The organism is Pseudomonas frederiksbergensis, from assembly GCF_017114915.1.
Taxonomy (GTDB): domain Bacteria; phylum Pseudomonadota; class Gammaproteobacteria; order Pseudomonadales; family Pseudomonadaceae; genus Aquipseudomonas; species Aquipseudomonas frederiksbergensis_I.
On record NZ_JAAUOE010000095.1, the window covers coordinates 1 to 2,589 of the forward strand.

The 2,589-nt window shown below is 53.6% G+C and carries 1 protein-coding gene; it reads left to right on the forward strand.

The window, feature by feature from the left end:
* Positions 1–26: 26 nt before the first annotated feature.
* The coding region (locus HCU66_RS26830; protein ID WP_205891369.1) for an HAD family hydrolase at positions 27–2,589 on the forward strand (2,563 nt) is incomplete at its 3' end.

The following is a 2,589-nucleotide window of genomic DNA, read 5'->3' on the forward strand; positions in this document are numbered from 1 at the left end:
ACATTATTCTTGTCTGGGAATCACCCATGTCCTGCCTAGGGGAGATTTTTACTAAGGCACGCATCATTTATCAGATGCCCGGCTTTTTCTCCCGCGCACCATTTGCCAATCTCGTAGCATTTGACGCCGGCCTTCTAGGCGACAGCACGACTCCTGCCAACCGGTCTGTCAGCCCGGTAGAAATGGAAGCCCTCGAAAACCTGAGAAATCACGAAGCTCGGTTCCTGAGTTCTGTTGCTCCAACGCAAGTGGCAATCAACGACCTGAAACAACGCTTTCGCAACGTGATCTTGTTGCCATTGCAGATTGACGGCTACTTCATGATCGACTCCGTATTGGGGCGGCGCAGCCAGTTCGATGTACTAGTAGACATCATGAATCGCATACCGGCTAACCAGGCTTTGGTAGTGACAAACTATTGGTCCGGCCAGACGCGAAGTGCAGTCCTGACTGAGCACAACATTAGCTATTTGCGCTCGCGATTTCCGAACTTCGCCTATTTCGAAAACTTCGACAAAATCCCGTCGGTATCGCAGTTGCTGGTCCCGGAAATGGACGGGGTTATTACCATTTCCTCCTCTCTCGGCTATCAGGCAGCGTTCTGGCAAAAACCTTTGCTGACACTTGGCGCCAGCCACATCACCCCATTCGCTACCACCAACGACTGGAGCGACTTTTTCGCACAGGTCACCGCTGGCGAGCCGATCGTGCGTGATGATTTGATCATTTTAACCATCAGCTCACGACACCTGCCCGCGCAGATGCTTGCAGAGGATGGCAAGGGTTATGCCAGCTGGCTTCAACAAGTCGCCGCACGTCCTGTCGGCGACTTCCCTCGCTGGGCTGATGACGAGCCAGTTGCAGAAACTCTCTTGGAACTGCGGCGCGAACCTGAATACCTGAAGCAGCTGGGCTACTTCAACCAAGTTCGCGAAGAGTCCTCGATGGACCACTGCCGGGAACTCTCACAGCAGATTTTGCGGCACCCCATCATTTCGTTCGATGTGTTCGATACGCTGTTGTATCGCCCGTTCAAATCCCCTTCAGACATGTTTGAGTTCATGTCGGAGGAAGTTCGCCAGATTTGTAATCTGCCATCTCTGGATTTCCGTGCAACCAGACGCGCCGCAGAAAAAGCCGCCTTCGAAGCTGCTATCGCCCGTGGTGATGGCGAAACCCGGATCGATGAAATTTATCAGGCGTTTGCAGAACAAACTGGCGTAGGTCAGGAATTGGCAGAGCGCGTTCAGCAGCTGGAAATGCGGATGGAAATGGACCTCCTTTACCCAAGGCTGTCCGGTTTCAAGGCATTCAACGAAGCCCGAAGCCTGGGCAAGCGCATCATCATTATTTCCGATATGTATCTGCCCCGCGACTGCCTCGAAGCCATCCTGAAAAAGAATGGTTATGAAGGCTATGACCGCTTCTACGTATCGTCTGAAGCACGTGTCAAGAAACACAACGGCAGACTGTTCGATCACGTCCTTGAAGATCTCGATGTAGATCCGAAGACGATTCTACACGTCGGGGATAACGTCGCTGCCGACGTAGTGCGTGCCAAAGAACGCGGCATCAAACCCTTCCACTTGGTCAAGGCATCGGAAGTGTTCGCCGAGTGCGACAGCTTTACGATTCCCTGGTCTCGCGATGAAGAACGCCATTCTCTCGATTGGAAGATGATTCTTGCGGTCGCGGGCAACCGATTCCATGACAACCCTTACCTGCCACATCGACGCGGAACACTGTTCTGCGGCGACCCTCTGCGCCTGGGTTACTACGGCCAGGGTCCGATGCTCCTGGGCTACACCAAGTGGCTAATGGAAAAAGCCATCCGCGACGGCGTAAAGCGTCTTTACTTCTTGTCTCGCGACGGCTTGATCATGAAGGAAGCATACGACCGGATAGCACAAAATTATCCTGACGCACCAAGCAGTCACTATCTGCTCTGCTCGCGCAGAGCTGTGAACCTGGCCAAGGTACGTGATGAACATGGCGTCATGGACCTCTTGCATGTGGACTATGCACGCACGACTATTCAGCACCTGCTCTCTTCTCGTTTTGGTGTTTATCCGGCAAACGTACCTGCCGATATCCTCGCCAAACATAACCTGACACTCGAATCGATCGTCACCAACAAACACCTGGAGATTCTTAAGCCGCTGTTCCTTGACCTCCTGCCGCTGATAGTTAGCGCCGCAAGCAAGGAGCGCGCTAACTACCTCGAATACCTCCAAGGTACGGGCCTGCTCGATGATGGCGAGGTTGCATTGGTGGATATCGGCTACGCCGGCACCATGCAGGAATCTCTGTACCTGCTGACTGATCGCCAAAAGCTGTTCGGCGGTTATTACCTGATGACCTTCCGCCAGGCGCTGAAACGCGTAGACGCCTATGGCATGCCGATCAAAGGCTATCTGGGTGAGTTCGTGGATCGTCATGACACCCACCACCCCTTCTGCCGCAACGTGCCACTCTACGAAACACTCTTCAGCAGTGTGGATACGTCCTTTGTTCGCATGGATAGAGACTGGAATGGCCGCCTGACACCAATCTTCATGGACCGCCTTGCCGGCGAAGCGAAACGTGAGG